Origin of the sequence: Halobacillus rhizosphaerae (assembly GCF_046719735.1) — a bacterium.
GTDB lineage: Bacteria > Bacillota > Bacilli > Bacillales > Halobacillaceae > Halobacillus_B > Halobacillus_B rhizosphaerae.
This window is the reverse complement of the sequence record NZ_JAUTWQ010000041.1, coordinates 1-16,354: the sequence shown is the minus strand read 5'-3', so window position 1 is coordinate 16,354 and position 16,354 is coordinate 1. Positions and strand designations below refer to the sequence as shown.

The window sequence follows — 16,354 nt, the reverse complement described above, 5'->3', positions numbered from 1 at the left end:
CGATTCTGTCTTATCAACAACAACTCATTTTGTCTTAAAGAAATACAAACATGATGGGATCATTTTAGAGGATGATGATGACGATGATAAAAGAATGGTGGTCTCCCCATGAGCCCATCCTCGTTTCTATCTAAGCAGGCAGCAGATTTAAAGCCATCGGGCATTCGTCGTTTTTTTGATGTAGCGGCGCAGATGGAAGATGTCATTTCCCTCGGGGTTGGAGAGCCCGACTTCGTTACGCCGTGGAATTTTATCGAACAAAGTGTTCATGCTCTTGAGCAAGGCTATACCTCTTATACAGAGAATGCCGGAATGCTGGAGCTGCGTAAAGAAATCAGTCGGTACCTAAATGAAAATTATCAATTATTTTACGATCCGGATGATCAGGTCATCGTTTCTGTGGGTGCCAGTCAGGCGATTGATCTTGCTCTGCGCTCTATCGTCGATCCGGGAGATGAAGTGATCGTCATAGAACCTGCATTTGTTGCGTATACACCGACAGTTAAACTGGCTGGAGGAACCCCCGTTGCCATTCATACGAAAGCAGAAGATGGATTTAAACTTCAACCAGAACAACTGGAAGAGGCAATTACCCCTCATACCAAAGCGGTCATTCTTTGCAACCCAAATAATCCTACAGGGACCTGTTTAGGGAAAGAAGAGCTTGAGGATCTGGCAGCCGTCATAGAAAAACATGATTTGATTGTTTTGTCTGATGAAATTTACGCAAAGCTGACCTATGATGAAGCTTATACAAGCTTTCCATCCATTGAAGGGATGAAGGAACGGACGATTCTTATCAGCGGCTTCTCCAAAGCATTTGCTATGACGGGGTGGCGTCTTGGGTATGCCACAGGCCCTGTTGACATTATTAAGACCATGGTGAAAATTCATCAGTACACCATGATGTGCGCGCCGACGATGGCCCAGCATGCTGCTCTGGAGGCACTGAAAAACGGCAGCCAAATCGTAGAGGACATGATGGAAAGCTATAAACAGCGAAGGAATTTTATTGTGAGCAGTTTGAACGAAATCGGATTGGATTGCCCAAATCCAGGTGGAGCGTTCTATACATTTCCTTCTATTCAGGCAACTGGACTGACTTCAGCAGAATTTGCTGAAGAACTGCTGCGGGAAGAGCAAGTGGCTGTGGTCCCTGGAGATGTATTCGGGTCTAATGGTGAAGGTTATATCCGCTGCTCTTACGCAACATCGATTAAGCAATTAGATGAAGCTATGAACCGGATAAAGAGATTTGTGGAGAATCGAATCTAAAATAAACAGGAAAAGGTGCTTCTCATTCATTTGAGAAGCACCTTTTTAAAAGCTTTCATTGGTTACAATCCGCTGAGCAGCAATTCATCTTGTTCCCGGACTTTGTCATAAGAATCAATGAGCTGATCAGGGGCAATCCTTCTGCCATAGTCCCAGGCATTCTGCTCAATTTCTGACTTTAAAGCAGCAATTTCCTCATCTTCTCCATACATAAGCGTTCGTAAATCGTGTTTATGCTTCTTAAACGTCATATAATAACCAATTTCATGATAAAGGATAATTTTCACAATGTTTTCTTCTGTCTCTTTCACCTTGATTTTGCCCATATATCCGTTAATTTGAAGGTAATTGAAGTTTATCGTATTCGTTGAAACATTATAGCTCATAGGTGCAGGCAGTTTGTTATTGAATTCATAATTGATATCTAATTGGTGCTCTTGCAGTGTGTTTTGAATAATCTTTTCGATATTCCATATGTATAACATGGCTACTCCCCATCCTTTATGGTACGCATTTCATTCAGTATAGTTTAAATTTTGGCATGAATCATTAATAAAATCTAAAATTGGGTAAAAAGAAATGGTTATAAATTGGAAAAGCTTATTCTCAGAGGGATGAAAGCAGTCATTTTGGAAATGATAGACCTAACAAAACCGGCAGGAAAGGCGGGAATACATGGACTGGGAAGTAGCAGATCTGACGGAGGAACAAGAGAAGAGAATTAAGGAAATTGAAAGCGAGTTAGGATATGTTTTGATTGCCTATGACAATGGCAGCCATGGATTTAAGACTTCGGATGAAAAAGTGGACTATTATTCCATGTTACACCAAACGATTGACCAATGATTATGCTGCTCCAGGTGATTGGATAAAATCTCTAGGAACCGCACAGTTTAATGACGAGGAGGTGCTAACCGTTGACAAAGTATAATGATCCTCGTCACAAGCTGGAGAATGATACTTTTGCTGCTTCAGGTACTAATATTGATGCAGTAAAAAGGCAAAATGAGCGCTCAGGAATGTCTTATAATGAAGTTAAAGAATTATTAGCTAAGACAACAGGCGGACATGGAACGAGCATTTACAGTGACACAAATGTTGAAAAAGTGAGAAAAGATAATCAGAGATCCGAAAGTGAATAGCCTTTCAGGAAGGGGTACTTGTCCTTCTGCGTCACGCAGAAAGGGCAGGTACTTTTATTTTTAGGATAAAGGGTGCTACGATTGAGAGACAACGTAGAATAATTAGATCCTGACATCATCTATCACACTCAAACCCCACTATAAAAAGTCAGAAAAGAAAAGGTGAGCGAATGACAAATGTAAATCATACCCGTACCGCTGGATGGAATCTTGCTAATAGCTATTCGGGACTGCCGGAACTTTTCTTCACTAAGGCAAAGCCAGCCCAAGTGGACGACGCTCAGTTGGTCGTTTTTAATTCACTGTTGGCGGAAACTCTTGGGTTGAAGGGAGAGGAACTCCAAAGCGATGAGGGAATAGACTGGCTTGCGGGAAGTAAAATTCCAGAAGGAGCAGAACCTCTGGCGCAAGCTTATGCAGGCCATCAATTCGGACATTTTACGATGCTTGGAGATGGTCGTGCTGTGCTAATTGGTGAGCAGATCACCCCTCAAGGAAAACGATTGGATATTCAGCTTAAAGGCTCTGGACGTACGCCATTTTCCCGGGGAGGGGATGGACTTGCACCACTAGGTCCCATGCTTCGGGAATATATCATAAGCGAGGCGATGCACGGTCTAGGGATCCCTACTTCAAGAAGCTTAGCAGTGACTGCTACCGGAGAAACGGTGATCCGTGAGAGTGAACAGCCTGGTGGAGTACTTACGCGTGTGGCCTCTAGTCATTTACGCGTAGGAACCTTTCAATACGCAGCAAACTGGGGTTCAAAAGAGGATTTGCAGCTTCTTGCCGACTATGCATTGAATCGTCATTTTCCGGGGAGTGAAAATACGGGCAGCCCCTATTTGTTTTTACTCCGGCAAGTAATCGATCATCAGGCTGAATTGATTGCTCAGTGGCAGCTTGCTGGATTTATTCACGGAGTAATGAATACGGATAACATGACCATCAGTGGAGAAACCATTGATTACGGCCCCTGTGCATTTATGGATATTTATGATCCGAAAACGGTTTTCAGTTCAATTGACGTTCAAGGTCGATATGCCTATGGTCATCAGCCAGGAATCGCTGTTTGGAATTTGGCGCGATTTGCTGAAACTCTATTACCGCTGCTTCATGATGATGAAGATCAGGCTGTTCAGCTCGCAGAGGAGGCCCTTTCAAATTTTGCAGAGGTTTATCACCGGAACTGGGTAGCCGGAATGAGAGCGAAACTGGGAATCTTTATGGAAGAAGAACAAGATGAACCTCTCATTGAAAATCTTCTCGAGATCATGGAAAAGCAAAAAGCAGACTATACAAATACCTTCCGTGCCTTAACACGGGATAGACCTCAAGACACCGGCATGACCGGTACGGTAACATTTGATCAATGGCTTAAGCAGTGGCAGGCAAAATTGGAGCGGCAAGAGGAATCGAAAGAACAATCGCTGCAACTCATGCATACAGCCAATCCAGCCATTATTCCACGAAACCACAGGGTGGAGGAAGCATTAGAAGCTGCAGTGGAAAAGGGGGACTACAGTGTTATGGAGAAGCTGCTTGGAGCTCTGAAAGATCCCTATGCATACACGGCAGAACAGGATGAATTTGCTGAACCGCCTGAACCAACCGAGCAGCCGTATCGTACGTTTTGCGGGACTTGATGTTCGATGACTTAACTAACAAAGATAGGCAGAAACTGGCGGATTCATCTTTGGTTCACTCCATTCTCCTTTGTTTCACCGCAGAGACAAGGGATTACAATGGAAAACATCTAGAAATTCTGCCTTATGCATGATAAAAAAATCCGAACGATGATGGAATCATGTTGTTCCCATTTCATCATCGTTCGGATTTAAAAATGTCTAATACTATTTCAGTCTCATTATTTTGGTTATTTGGAGTAATAATAAAGGAACACGAATAGATCTCTCCCCAATGAGATTTAACCTAATTCATGAATAAATTCTCAGTCACCAAAGTTAATAGATTCAAATCTATTCGATAAATTTCTGCAAATTAACTGATTAATTTCCCAGGAAATAATCATTTTCTTAGAATTTGACTTATAAGCACAGGATTCGAAATTTATATCTGTTCAGGTTTGTAGCTTCTGGGTGTAGGGAAACTTCTTCTTATAATGCAGATATTTTGCAGGATTTTAGAAAATAGAGAAGAATATCTTTAAGGAATGTTCTGAGTAGAAAAATCGAACCGATACATAGGAATATCATGGTTCTCTATTTTTTGAAATGACCAGGAACTTCTCAGTTAAATCAAGGTTGCAGAAGTCTGAAAGGGGTAGAGGATGAGAGAGTTTTTAGGACTATTAAAAGAAGGTAATAAGTCTGCGTTAATGGCTACGGTGATGAATGCCATTATAGCGATTATAAAAACGATTGCATTTTTTATTACTGGTAACGTAGCGATGTTCGCAGAAACCATGCACAGTATTGGCGATACAGCTAACCAGTTTTTTGTATTTATCGGATCCGCTCTGAGTAAAAAATCTCCTACTGAAAAATTTCCCAACGGATTCGCGCGGCTCGTCAATTTAGTGCTGCTCGGAGCGGTACTGATTGTTGGCATTTTGGCGTATGAAACGATAAGAGAAGGGGTCCGCCACATTATTGAACCTTCTGAATCTGATACGTGGTTCTGGTTGAATATTGGTGTCTTAGGGGTTGCGGGAATATTAGAAGGTGTTGTTCTCTTTAAAGCGATGAAGGAAATAACGTCCGATATGGAAGGGGAACAAATTAAAGGATTGAGAGTAATACCTGAAAGCTTTAAAAACATAGGCAATGCTAAACCAGCAACTAAACTGGTGTTTCTAGAGGACTTTGTTGCTACCAGTGGTGCTTTTATCGCAGTATTATCGATTATCATTGCCACTTATACGCCGTTCCATTCTGCTGAAGGATATGCATCTGTTCTTATTGGAATTATGTTGTTTTTTGTGGTTGGAAGAGTATTTCTCGATAACGCAGCAGGCGTTCTTGGTGTGGCTGATAAAGAGATGGAAAAGAGAATTGGTGAGCTTGTGTTTCAGGAAACTCATGTGAAAGACATTCAGGAGCTCATGGTCCTTAAAGAAGGGGACGAACTGCATGTGGAACTTAAGGTGGAGTTTGACCCTGATATGTCGATTGCGAAGGCAGCTGAAGTTCTAGATGATATCGAGAAAAAAGTATTACGGCACAAAGGGGTAACAGACGTCATTATTGAATCAGACAAGGATGATCAAATTCCTCATTGGAAAAATAAAGATGTGAACAAGTAATACATGTTAACGGTGTACTAGGTAAGTAAAGCAGTTTCCAAGAGATTGGAAACTGCTTTTTATGATTCATTCTAAATTTTAGTTACGATTGTTCCATTGTATGGAACAGATCCCCTTGTTTGATTTTTTTCCTTACGTAAGTTGCGGCTTCTACCATATTTCTAAGAGCGGCAGTCGTTTCGTTCATTCCTCTTGTCTTCAGACCGCAGTCTGGATTCACCCAAAACTGACGGTGAGACAAAACGTTAAGGGCACGGATAATATTCTTTTCTATTTCCTCAACGTCTGGAATACGCGGGCTGTGAATATCGTAAACCCCCAGTCCAATTCCCTTTTTATATGCTGATTTCTCAAAATCAGTGATGATTTCTCCATGACTGCGAGCGGCTTCTATGGAAATCACATCGGCATCCAGCTGGTTAATGGCTTCCATTATTTCCCCGAATTCAGAATAACACATATGAGTATGAATTTGAGTTTTCGGCTGTACACAAGAGGTGGCGAGCTTAAAAGCATAGACTGCTTCCTTCAAATATTCCGCCTGTTTCTCCGGTTTTAAAGGCAATCCTTCTCGCAAAGCTGGTTCATCCACTTGGATCATATGGATGCCTTGTTCTTCTAAAAATCTAATTTCTTTTTGAAGGGCTAAAGCAATTTGTTTCGTTACGTTGAAACGGTTAATGTCTTCTCGGATAAAAGACCAATTAAGAATAGTGATCGGGCCCGTCAGCATGCCTTTGACTGGTTTTTCTGTCTGGGATTGAGCATAGGTGATTTCTTTCACTGTCATCGGTTCTGTTAAAGTCACATCCCCATAAATAATGGGAGGTTTCACGCAGCGGGAACCATAAGACTGGACCCAGGCATACTTCGTAAAAGAGAACCCTTCTAGTTTTTCTCCAAAAAATTCGACCATATCGTTGCGTTCAAATTCCCCGTGGACCAGGACGTCCAAACCGATGTCCTCCTGACGCTGAATCCATTCTCTGACGTTTGATTTAATAAATTCCTGGTATTCCTCCTCCTGCCACTCGCCACGGCGCCACTTCAACCGACCTTGTCTTATCTCTCTTGTTTGTGGAAGGCTGCCGATCGTGGTAGCAGGCAGCAGAGGAAGGTTGAAAAAATCTTGCTGAATCTCCTCTCGAGTAGGATAGGGGACCTCGCGTTTTGGTACTAAACTCTTCCAAATCTGCATTTCTTTTTGAACGTCTTGATTGTTTCTGCTTGCAGAACTTAATAATGCTGTCAAAGACCGTTCGTGTTCTCCTATTTTATTCTCAATTTGATCTCTTCCATGATTCAAACCGTCTGTTAATACTTTGGTTTCTTCAAGTTTTTGATCAGCAAAGGATAGAGCATTTTTAAGGAGAGGATCTAATTCCTTTTCTGTATGAATCGTGACAGGAACATGCAGTAAGCTGCAAGAAGGCTGGACGATTAATTGATTGGGCTCGACTTTGGTAAGGATAGTTTCCAGCTGAGTGAAGGTGTCATCTAAATTCGCCTTCCAAATATTTCGTCCATTAATGACTCCAGCAGCCAGGGTTTTATTTTTAGGAAATCCATATTTCTTAATCGCCGCTAGATTTTCTTTATGATCATGTACGAAATCGAGACCAATGCCGTCGAAGGGAAGTGACACGATCTCTTTGTAGCGATCTGCCGATTCGAAATAGGTTTGTAGAAGAATTTTCATACTGGACAATTCATCGTGGATCGTCTGATACAGCTGGCTGACTAGCTTAACTTCCTCTTTATTTCTAATCGCAGCAAGCGCCGGCTCATCTATTTGCACCCATTCTGCACCAGCGCTCTCAAGTTCTTGAAGCACTTGGACATAATGAGGAAGAAGTTTTTTTAAAAGCACAGGAAAATGGTCTTCATCATAGCCTTTGGATAATTTTAATAAGGTTACAGGTCCAAGCAGTACCGGCTTTCCAATGATTCCGAGCTTTTCTTTCGCTTCCAGGAAGTAAGACAACAATCGATTTTCTATAAGCTGAGGTTCTGAGTCCGCTTGAATTTCAGGAACAATGTAATGATAATTGGTGTTGAACCATTTGGTCATTTCGGAAGCGACCGCGTAATCGTTTCCACGGGCAATATCAAAATACGTTTGCAGTGAAGTTTTCTCTTGATGCTGAAAGCGTTGAGGGATGAAACCAAACATCACGGCTGTGTCGAGTACATGATCATACAAACTGAAATCTCCTACAGGAATCAAGTCAATTCCTAGATCTTTTTGTTTGTTCAGATACTCAAGTCTTAGTCTCTGCATTTCAATGGAGAAGTCTTCTTCGGAAAGCTTACCTTCCCAGAATTTCTCCAGTGCTTTCTTCCATTCCCTTTTCTCTCCGATTCTTGGATAACCAATGTTTGAGCTTTTTACCATATGGATTCCTCCTCATTTTCCAGACAATAAAAAAATCCCTCTTTTTCTACAAGAGAGATTCTGATGACCGTTATTCTATTCAGTCTCTGAAGACAGACGAATTTTGTTACAGTACCACAACACCTCCCTATACCTCGTAGGATTAAGTGTATAATCAGCAGGCAGGTATCCTGACTCATGATCTTCGCCGCTATGCGTCTTCCCATCTCGATTCTTAGAGATAGTGACCTATTTGCAAAGCTGCTCCCATTTACAGTGGCGGGACCGTGCCGGAGTTTCACCGGACTTCCCTTTTAAGTTGAATAAGCGAAACTTCCCCTTACACAACACCTGGTTGATCTACGATATTCAATTTTCATTTAAAAACGAAAAACCTCTCACGCAGAGAGGTTTAGGTATGCACCTCTCTTATTTTGCAAAGTGTTTACTCTGCTGGAATTAGCACCACCATCAATTTAGTTAATTGATAGGTTGCTGGGCTTCTAAGGGCCAGTCCCTCCACCGCTCTGAATAAGAGAATGTATTCAAATGATTACAAGCATACTAGCATGGTTGATATAAGCTGTCAACGGAAGTTGCGAGATGATCATACAAAAAATGGGAAACTATCAAATTCCCCAAAGACTCTTGAGCACCGTAAAGGAGGAGGTTATCTTGCAGATTTTTACATAGTGCATAAAAGTATCTCTATGAAATTTAACAATATGTATAATGGAAATTATAAAATTAGATGTAAAATATAATTAAGTTACAAAATTTTCTGTAAATTGATAAAGTTCAAAAAATAATGCAGAGGAAGTGAGGGTGCAGGATTTCATTCCAATAAAAAATGAAAGCGCTTTCGATACGTGTGTCGATAATGATGGATCAAAGAGTTTACATAAGGAGGAATTTTAATGTCTGATAAAGTACAAATTGGATTAATTCAAGCTTCTCATGATGTAGATGGTAACGAGCCAGTTGAGGTACACAAGCATGAATCAATTAAGAAACATATTGGACTTGTTAGAGAAGCTGCAGAAAAAGGGGCCCAGATTATTTGTCTTCAGGAAATATTCTATGGTCCTTATTTTTGTTCCGAGCAAAATCCCAAGTGGTACGATGCAGCTGAAGAAATTCCTAATGGCCCGACGACAAAACAATTTCAGGATTTAGCAAAAGAGTTAGGCGTCGTTATTGTGCTGCCCATTTATGAAAAAGAGGGAATTGCGACCTATTATAATACGGCTGCTGTGATCGATGCGGATGGCTCCTATTTAGGTAAATATCGAAAACATCATATTCCTCAAGTAGGCGTAGGTGACAAAGGCTATGGCTTCTGGGAGAAGTTTTACTTTAAGCCTGGGAACTTAGGATTTCCTGTATTTGATACGGCGTTTGCGAAGGTAGGCGTTTATATTTGTTACGATCGCCACTTTCCTGAAGGCGCACGTTTACTAGGATTAAATGGAGCAGAAGTTGTGTTCAATCCTTCAGCAACAGTAGCGGGGCTGTCTGAGTACTTATGGAAATTGGAACAACCAGCGCATGCCGTGGCGAACGGATACTATTTAGGGGCCATTAACCGTGTTGGCTATGAAAAACCTTGGGAAATGGGTGAATTTTACGGACAATCCTACTTAGTTGATCCGCGGGGTGAATTCGTAGCTGTTGCCAGCCGTGACCAGGATGAAGTGATCATTGGTGAAATGAATAAGAAGTTCATTCGTGAGGTTCGTGATACTTGGCAATTCTATCGTGACCGGCGACCGGAAGCGTATGAAGATATGGTCGAACTTCTTAAGTAAGAAGGGATTTGACTTCAGAAGCAAAGGTTTTACATAGAGAAAAAGGGCATATAGAGCTTCTCTATGTAAAACCTTTTTGATATTTAACCTGAAATAGATTTGAAGTTATCTCTATAAGGAGGTTAATGGTATTGACTCAGTTAAAAAGTAAAGGGATTTCATTAGAGAATCTGCGAGAGAATTTCGAGGAAGTTCATCCGGGATTGAATAATGGAGAAGCAATCGAAGAAGCAAATCGATGTTTGTATTGTTATGATGCTCCTTGCATTAAAGCCTGCCCGACCAGTATCGATATTCCAAAGTTTATTAAGAAAATAGCTTCAGGGAATTTAAAGGGATCTGCTACTACGATCATGTCCTCTAATCCAGTAGGCGCGACTTGTGCGCGGGTGTGCCCGACAGAAGAGCTTTGTGAAGGGGCGTGTGTTCTTAACCACGCAACCAAGCCGATTTTAATCGGGGACTTACAGCGGTTTGCCACAGACTGGGCGATAAAAAATGAGCAGCAGCTTTTCAAAGCAGGTGAAAAAAATGGCAAGAAAGTAGCCATTGTGGGGGGAGGTCCTGCGGGGCTTTCAGCTGCGCGGGAACTGGCTCGGCTCGGTTATGCAGTGACCATTTTTGAAGCGGAGGAACAAGCAGGAGGATTAGATACATATGGCATTGTGTCTTTCCGGTTACCACAGACCATTTCCTATTGGGAAGTCGATCAAGTGGAAAAATTGGACGTAGAGATTAGAACCAATACTAGAGTGGGTACGGACGTGACCTATGAGGAATTAAAGGAAAACTATGATTCAATTGTCTTGGCGATTGGAATGGGAAGTGTTCCCATGCTGGGCATAGAAGGGGAAGAGTTAGACGGCGTCCATGATGCGATTGATTTTGTGAAATCCACAAAGTCTGGTCCAATTACTGAGGAATTAATGGGTAAAAAAGTTGTAGTCGTGGGAGCGGGTAATACCGCGATTGATGCGGCTACCTGTTCCGCCCGTAAAGGTGCTTCTAATGTAAAAATTGTATATCGGCGTACTGTCAATGAGATGACCGCGTACGATTTCGAATACGAATTTGCCAAGCAGGACGGGGTGGAATTTAACTGGCTTACCCAGCCCATTGAAATTGTCGGCGATGAGTATGGAAAAGTAAAAGAACTTAAATGTGTGCGAATGGAGTTAGGTAAAGCAGGGGCAGATGGACGCAGAAGACCTGTTCCAGTCGAAGGGTCTGAGTTCGCCTTAGAAGTAGACGCCGTTATAAAAGCAATTGGCCAGACCCGTTATATCGATTTAATTGAAAGTTTTGGTCTTGAACACAATGGCGGCGTAGTGAAGGTGGATCCAGTGTCCCATCAGACCTCAAATCCTCAAGTGTTTGCTGCTGGTGATGTAATATTCGGAAAAGGCCAGGGCGATGCGATGGTTGTAACTGCTGCCCAGCAAGGAAAAGAAGTGGCGATGTCACTCCATAAGCAGTTATCTCCAACTCCTACAACAGCTGTCTAACCAGAACTTAATTTTAAGGAGGCGTATTATATGGCTGATCTAAGTTTAAATCTTGCAGGAATTAAATCTCCTAACCCTTTCTGGCTGGCATCTGCTCCACCAACAAACTCCGGCTATCAGGTGCAGCGTGCGTTTGAAGCAGGCTGGGGCGGAGCGGTTTGGAAAACTCTCGGGGATCCGATCTTAAATGTTTCTTCCCGGTTTGCGGCAGTTAACTATAACGGACAGAGGATTTCAGGGTTTAACAATATTGAATTAATTACGGATCGACCATTGGAAGTGAATTTAAAGGAAATTTATGAAACGAAAAAACGATTTCCCAATCATGCCATTATTGCTTCCCTTATGGTCGAGCCGACTCAGGAGAAATGGCATGAAATAGTAAAGCGTGTTGAGGATGTCGGAGTAGATGGTCTAGAACTTAACTTTGGTTGTCCGCATGGAATGGCCGAGCGTGGAATGGGTGCAGCTTCTGGTCAGGTGCCAGAACTCGTTGAAAAACAGACCGCTTGGGCTAAGGAAGTTGCCCAAACACCAGTGATCGTAAAACTGACCCCAAATATTACGGACATTACTTTCACCGCGGAGGCAGCTGTTAATGGCGGAGCTGATGCAGTAAGTATGATCAATACGATAAACAGTTTAGCAGGTGTAGATTTAGATTCCTGGAATACTGTTCCCAATGTGGCTGGTAAAGGAGCGCATGGAGGGTATTGTGGGCCGGCAGTCAAACCGATTGCGTTAAATATGGTAGCAGAATGTGCCCGCCACCCTAAGATTAACGTACCTATTTCAGGGATGGGAGGCGTCTCCAGCTGGAGAGAAGCCGTAGAATTTATGCTGATGGGAGCAACGGGAGTTCAAGTATGTACAGCTGCCATGCACCATGGCTTTAGTATTGTCGACGATATGATCGATGGATTGAACAACTACTTAGATGAAAAAGGGATCGACTCTGTTATGGATATTGTTGGGAAATCAGTTGAAAGATATTCGGAATGGGGGAACTTGGATTTAAATCATCAAATCGTTGCTCAGATAAATAACGATGTTTGCATTAATTGCAATAAGTGTCATATTGCCTGCGAAGACACTTCTCATCAATGTATTGATATGTTAAAAGATGAGAATGGCCACGATATTTTGAAAGTCAGGGAAGAGGACTGTGTGGGCTGTAATTTATGCTCGCTAGTATGTCCGGTAGATGGAGCTATAGACATGGTGGATTACGCAAATGGCAAACCGCCAATGACCTGGAATGAAAGACAGGCAGCGATTGGTGCAGCTTCTTCATGTGATGTAAATCTCGTTAAATAATTTTATTTAGGAGGATGATAGTATGAAGAAAATTATCAAGAATGGTGTCATTGTTACAGCGGCCGATACTTATAAAGGTGACATTTTAATCGAAAATGAAAAGATCGCTTTGATCGGACAAGATTTAACAGATCCTCAGGCAGAAGTAATTGATGCAGGGGGAAACTATGTTTTTCCAGGTGCTATTGACCCGCATACTCACTTGGAAATGCCGTTTGGAGGAACGGTTAGTAAAGATGATTTTGAAACCGGAACTATCGCAGCCGCGTATGGAGGAACGACTACAGTCATCGACTTTTGTCTAACAAATAAAGGGGAGCCACTGCAAGGTTCGATTGACCAATGGCATGCCAAATCGAAAGACAAGTCTGTGATCGACTATAGTTTCCATCTGATGATTGGAGAAATCACGGATAACGTCTTAGAGGAACTTCCGCATGTGATCGAAGACGAAGGGATTACTTCCTTTAAAGTGTTTATGGCTTATAAGGATGTATTTCAGGCAGATGACGGGACATTATTCCGTACATTAGAAGAAGCGAAGAAGCTTGGTGCATTAGTTATGGTGCATGCCGAAAACGGGGACGTGGTCGACCACCTAGTTAAAAAAGCATTAAAGGCAGGTAACACGGACCCGATCTATCATGCGTTAACCCGTCCTCCAGAAGCAGAAGGGGAAGCTACAGGGCGTGCGGCCCAACTGACAGGACTTGCCGACTCTCAATTATATGTAGTACATGTCTCCTGTTCAGAAGCGGTAGAGAAAATAGCTGAAGCAAGGAAGAAAGGCTATGAAGTCTGGGGAGAAACCTGCCCGCAATATTTAGTTCTGGATCAAAGCTATCTTGAGAAACCGAACTTTGAAGGGGCAAAGTATGTATGGTCGCCGCCTCTACGCGAGAAATGGAATCAGGAGGTATTATGGAATGCTCTGAAAACGGGGCAGCTGCAAACGTTAGGATCGGATCAATGCTCCTTTGACTTCCACGGACAAAAAGATTTAGGAAAGGGAGATTTTACTAAGATTCCTAACGGGGGTCCGATTATCGAAGACCGCGTAAGCTTGCTGTTCTCAGAAGGAGTGAAAAAAGGAAGAATTACATTAAATCAGTTTGTAGAAATTACGTCTACGAGGATCGCAAAATTATTTGGAATTTATCCGCAGAAAGGAACAATCTCTGTAGGAGCGGATGCTGACCTGGTTATTTTTGATCCTAATATAGAACGCACAATTTCCGTAGAAACAAGTCATATGGCAGCTGACTACAATCCGTTTGAAGGAATGGAAGTGACAGGTCAGCCGGTTAGTGTGCTATCAAGAGGCGAATTTGTTATTCGCGATAAAAAATTCGTGGGCGAACTTGGAAAAGGGAATTATTTGAAACGGGCTCGCTATGGAGAGTTGAAAACCTCTGCTGCTCAAGAACTTCCTGTAAATTAATCTGCTGTTCTTACTGATTTGCTATGAAATGTTTAGGCCGGCTGCTTGGCTCCATGTAGGTCAAGCGGCTGGCTATGGTCATTATATTCATTCAGGAGGAGTGCAATGGATAAAAAAAATCAGCACTTAATGTCGCCGGACCTCATGCCTATTCCGCATCACGCTAAAAAGATTAGCACGCTTGGTTTTTCGTTTATGTGGGTGGGAATGGCCGTAGTGTTAGCTGCCTTTGCTATTGGAGGCGCTGGTATTCAATCGATCTCTTTGCCGCTTGTGGTCATAGGAACGTTAGTTGGAACACTCTTAATTGGTCTTGCGATTACATTAACCTCAGACATTGGCATTGAACATGGGATTTCATTTCCTGTTTACATGAGAGCCCCTTTTGGAACAATTGGTACCCACTTTCCTTCGCTCGTAAGGGGACTTGCCGCTTCTATGTGGTTTGGGATTAATACCTATTTTGGATCAACAGCAATGAACGGAATTCTTAACATTTTATTCGGATTTGATAACTGGTTCATTTGTTATCTCATATTTGCCACTATCCAGCTCCTTAATACAGCTTTCGGCATAAAGGCTGTAGAGAAGTTCGCAGATTTAGCGGCCCCCATTATCATCATCATTGGAATCTGGTTGTACTCGACCTTAGCTGACACAGCGGTTCAAAATGGGAAAGATATATGGTCGTGGGTGGAGAGTCCAGCTACTGGCGGAGCAGCCGTGACTGCCTTTGTGATCGTTGTCGTTGGTAACATGGGGTATTGGTCTACGCTTGCTGCTGATATTTCCTCTATATCTCGCTTTATTAAAGCTCCTCAGCATGAAAGGAACTGGTTTAAACGAAATAAAGGTGCATTAGTCGGTAGTTTAATAGCATTGCCTCTTACACAGACGTTTATCGTGGTGCTTGGAGCTGTTTCTTATATTGCTGTTTCGAATTTTGACCCTGTTGTAGCTTTGCAAGAGTCTGCAAGCGGATTAGTTCTTGGCATCTTACTCCTCATGATTGTCTTAGCACAATGGTCAACAAACGTATCTGCGAATATCGTTCCAGCTGCAACCATCTTTTCAAATGTTGGCGGGCCGAAAGTACCGTTCTGGGCTGGTGTATTTATTGCCGGAATTGTTGGAACCGTCATCCAGCCGTGGAGTGTATTTAATTTACTAATTCCTGTCCTTTTAATTGTCGGTGCTATTATTTCTGTTATCGTTGGGATCATTTTTTCAGATTATTACTTAATTAGAAAAAGAAGAATCAACGTCCAGGACTTATACAAAAGAGATGGTCAGTTTGCCTATGACGGAGGGATCAATTGGGCTGGAGTAATTGCTTGGGTGATTGGCAGCCTGCTTGCCTATAAATTCAGTACTTACTCTTTCTTTATAGGATTTGGAGTCGGAGCACTTGCCTATTATGTACTAGCAAAAGGCTGGTATTTTAAAAAGCATGTCCAAGCGGAATTAGAAGATCCAGATGATCAAAAATATTTAGGCATTACCGTCGGCCACGATTGGGAAATTGGTGAAGGATTCCAAGAAGAAAAATTAGGTAAGAAAACAGGGACTGAGGACGTCTCTAAACCATTAAACGTTGAATGATTTTTCAGGAAAAATGAATGGAGGAATCAAATGTCATCCTATAGTGAGTTTGCAGCGGAAAGAGAGAAAATCGATTATTTGCTGGAACAAGGATATGTGATTAAAGGAGTGACAGAAAATTTAAGTGGTGCATTTCTCGAGTTTGTCTATGAGGGAAACGATCCTGCAAAAGAAAAGAAGGAAAGGTTACACATTCTTCATCCAGATACTAGAAAATATTTCTCAACGATTTTGATTCAGCAGCAGAAAAGGCAGGAAGTACTTTAGCTGTTACATGGCTGGATAATCGAATATAACTATTAACTAGAGAGTTGGTACATTCCAACTCTCTTTTCTATGAAAAGAAAACCTATACGCGGCCGTTCCTTCGCGATTTTGAATATAAATTTGCTTTCCAGGAATCAGTATAGGGAATGTTCTCGGTTTCCAACTGTAATATCTTTAAATCCCGGGCGATTAACTTGAATCTGAGTTCTTAAGTGTCGTGCAGAATTCCGGGAGAGTCAACTTCGAAATAATAAAGGTCCGTTACCTGATTAAGAGTAAGGGGGGCGGGGAAACGATTCGTCTTGTTCCGTCGCCCAGACTCTCGAGACATAAGCCGCTCATCAACGGAAGGGAAAAT

The 16,354-nt window shown here is 42.1% G+C and carries 13 protein-coding genes, 1 pseudogene and 2 riboswitches; of the genes and pseudogenes, 12 read left to right on the top strand and 2 right to left on the bottom strand.

The window, feature by feature from the left end; translation table 11 throughout:
- Together Q7A53_RS21415 and Q7A53_RS21410 are read left to right on the top strand one after the other, a co-directional pair.
- A pseudogene (locus Q7A53_RS21415) lies at positions 1-112 on the top strand (Lrp/AsnC family transcriptional regulator); the annotation flags it as partial.
- Complete coding sequence (locus Q7A53_RS21410) at positions 109-1,275, top strand: aminotransferase (protein ID WP_411791246.1); 1,167 nt, start codon at positions 109-111, stop codon at positions 1,273-1,275. The pseudogene Q7A53_RS21415 and the gene Q7A53_RS21410, both read left to right, overlap by 4 nt.
- A 62-nt stretch (positions 1,276-1,337) precedes the next feature.
- Here the strand turns inward: Q7A53_RS21410 and Q7A53_RS21405 are convergent, their stop codons facing one another.
- Positions 1,338-1,760 carry a hypothetical protein gene (locus Q7A53_RS21405; RefSeq protein WP_411791245.1) on the bottom strand — a complete coding sequence of 141 codons (423 nt, stop codon included), beginning with the start codon at positions 1,758-1,760 and terminating at the stop codon, positions 1,338-1,340.
- Between the two features lie 190 nt (positions 1,761-1,950).
- Here Q7A53_RS21405 and Q7A53_RS21400 point away from each other — a divergent pair, with 190 nt between their 5' ends.
- The 4 genes from Q7A53_RS21400 to Q7A53_RS21385 all read left to right on the top strand — a co-directional run bounded on the left by Q7A53_RS21400 (position 1,951) and on the right by Q7A53_RS21385 (position 5,682).
- The gene (locus Q7A53_RS21400) at positions 1,951-2,121 is read left to right on the top strand and encodes a hypothetical protein (RefSeq protein WP_411791244.1); all 171 of its coding nucleotides are present in this window, start codon (positions 1,951-1,953) and stop codon (positions 2,119-2,121) included.
- 71 nt (positions 2,122-2,192) lie between these two features.
- The gene (locus Q7A53_RS21395) at positions 2,193-2,417 is read left to right on the top strand and encodes a gamma-type small acid-soluble spore protein (RefSeq protein WP_411791243.1); all 225 of its coding nucleotides are present in this window, start codon (positions 2,193-2,195) and stop codon (positions 2,415-2,417) included.
- A 170-nt stretch (positions 2,418-2,587) separates the two neighbouring features.
- Positions 2,588-4,063: a protein adenylyltransferase SelO gene (locus Q7A53_RS21390; RefSeq protein WP_411791242.1), complete on the top strand. Its 1,476-nt coding sequence runs from the start codon at positions 2,588-2,590 to the stop codon at positions 4,061-4,063.
- A 644-nt stretch (positions 4,064-4,707) separates the two neighbouring features.
- Positions 4,708-5,682 (top strand): cation diffusion facilitator family transporter, encoded by a 975-nt coding sequence (locus Q7A53_RS21385; RefSeq protein WP_411791241.1) that lies wholly within the window; start codon positions 4,708-4,710, stop codon positions 5,680-5,682.
- An 82-nt stretch (positions 5,683-5,764) separates the two neighbouring features.
- On the opposite strand, the gene metE is transcribed toward Q7A53_RS21385, so the two are convergent.
- Positions 5,765-8,083, bottom strand: a complete 2,319-nt coding sequence (gene metE, locus Q7A53_RS21380) for a 5-methyltetrahydropteroyltriglutamate--homocysteine S-methyltransferase (protein ID WP_411791247.1) — start codon at positions 8,081-8,083, stop codon at positions 5,765-5,767.
- A 137-nt stretch (positions 8,084-8,220) separates the two neighbouring features.
- A riboswitch (cobalamin riboswitch) is annotated at positions 8,221-8,426 on the bottom strand.
- Positions 8,427-8,482: 56 nt separating this feature from the next.
- Positions 8,483-8,594: riboswitch (SAM riboswitch) on the bottom strand.
- A gap of 379 nt (positions 8,595-8,973) precedes the next feature.
- Here metE and Q7A53_RS21375 point away from each other — a divergent pair.
- From Q7A53_RS21375 to Q7A53_RS21350, 6 genes are all read left to right on the top strand, one after another.
- The gene (locus Q7A53_RS21375) at positions 8,974-9,864 is read left to right on the top strand and encodes a nitrilase-related carbon-nitrogen hydrolase (protein ID WP_411791240.1); all 891 of its coding nucleotides are present in this window, start codon (positions 8,974-8,976) and stop codon (positions 9,862-9,864) included.
- 131 nt (positions 9,865-9,995) lie between these two features.
- The gene (locus Q7A53_RS21370) at positions 9,996-11,369 is read left to right on the top strand and encodes an NAD(P)-dependent oxidoreductase (protein WP_411791239.1); all 1,374 of its coding nucleotides are present in this window, start codon (positions 9,996-9,998) and stop codon (positions 11,367-11,369) included.
- Positions 11,370-11,399: 30 nt separating this feature from the next.
- Positions 11,400-12,686, top strand: a complete 1,287-nt coding sequence (gene preA, locus Q7A53_RS21365) for an NAD-dependent dihydropyrimidine dehydrogenase subunit PreA (protein ID WP_411791238.1) — start codon at positions 11,400-11,402, stop codon at positions 12,684-12,686.
- 22 nt (positions 12,687-12,708) lie between these two features.
- The gene (hydA, locus tag Q7A53_RS21360; protein ID WP_411791237.1) at positions 12,709-14,127 is read left to right on the top strand and encodes a dihydropyrimidinase; all 1,419 of its coding nucleotides are present in this window, start codon (positions 12,709-12,711) and stop codon (positions 14,125-14,127) included.
- A gap of 105 nt (positions 14,128-14,232) precedes the next feature.
- Entirely contained in the window at positions 14,233-15,729 is a 1,497-nt protein-coding gene (locus tag Q7A53_RS21355; RefSeq protein WP_411791236.1) for an NCS1 family transporter, read from the top strand.
- Between the two features lie 30 nt (positions 15,730-15,759).
- Complete coding sequence (locus Q7A53_RS21350) at positions 15,760-15,996, top strand: hypothetical protein (protein ID WP_411791235.1); 237 nt, start codon at positions 15,760-15,762, stop codon at positions 15,994-15,996.
- The last annotated feature ends 358 nt before the right edge of the window (positions 15,997-16,354 follow it).

Coding starts and splice junctions, on each gene's coding strand:
- Q7A53_RS21355 (WP_411791236.1), top strand. CDS start 14,233: ATGGATAAAAAAAATCAGCACTTAATGTCGCCGGACCTCATGCCTATT.
- Q7A53_RS21350 (WP_411791235.1), top strand. CDS start 15,760: ATGTCATCCTATAGTGAGTTTGCAGCGGAAAGAGAGAAAATCGATTAT.
- Q7A53_RS21410 (WP_411791246.1), top strand. CDS start 109: ATGAGCCCATCCTCGTTTCTATCTAAGCAGGCAGCAGATTTAAAGCCA.
- preA (WP_411791238.1), top strand. CDS start 11,400: ATGGCTGATCTAAGTTTAAATCTTGCAGGAATTAAATCTCCTAACCCT.
- Q7A53_RS21400 (WP_411791244.1), top strand. CDS start 1,951: ATGGACTGGGAAGTAGCAGATCTGACGGAGGAACAAGAGAAGAGAATT.
- hydA (WP_411791237.1), top strand. CDS start 12,709: ATGAAGAAAATTATCAAGAATGGTGTCATTGTTACAGCGGCCGATACT.
- Q7A53_RS21375 (WP_411791240.1), top strand. CDS start 8,974: ATGTCTGATAAAGTACAAATTGGATTAATTCAAGCTTCTCATGATGTA.
- Q7A53_RS21385 (WP_411791241.1), top strand. CDS start 4,708: ATGAGAGAGTTTTTAGGACTATTAAAAGAAGGTAATAAGTCTGCGTTA.
- Q7A53_RS21405 (WP_411791245.1), bottom strand. CDS start 1,760: ATGTTATACATATGGAATATCGAAAAGATTATTCAAAACACACTGCAA.
- Q7A53_RS21390 (WP_411791242.1), top strand. CDS start 2,588: ATGACAAATGTAAATCATACCCGTACCGCTGGATGGAATCTTGCTAAT.